We start from the raw sequence: 268 nt of genomic DNA on the forward strand, positions 1-268 counted from the left end.
GCGTCGAGCAGCTGGTCGGGCAGTTGGCCGAGAAATACGCGACCGATCGTGCCGAGATCAGCCGCGACGTCATCGCCATGCTGCAGGATCTGGCGGACAAGGGGTTCCTGGTCGAGGCGCGGGAGCGCTCGGCATCATGACGGATTTGATTGCTGAAACGGCATCGACCAAACCGGGCACGCACGAGAAGCCGGCCTCGGTCGCGGAAACCTTCGGCATTCCGCTCGCCGTGCTGGCCGAGCTGACCCATCGCTGCCCGCTGCAATGC

1 protein-coding gene is annotated in these 268 nt (G+C 65.3%); it reads left to right on the forward strand.

Annotation, left to right across the window (positions count from 1 at the left end; all coding sequences use genetic code 11):
- Window positions 1–11 precede the first annotated feature (11 nt).
- Complete coding sequence (locus ACP3VS_RS24445; protein ID WP_426390322.1) at window positions 12–140, forward strand: PqqD family protein; 129 nt, start codon at window positions 12–14, stop codon at window positions 138–140.
- Window positions 141–268: the final 128 nt, after the last annotated feature.

The sequence above is a fragment of the Lysinibacillus sp. VIII_CA genome, assembly GCF_049943995.1.
GTDB classification, from domain to species: domain Bacteria; phylum Bacillota; class Bacilli; order Bacillales_A; family Planococcaceae; genus Lysinibacillus; species Lysinibacillus pinottii.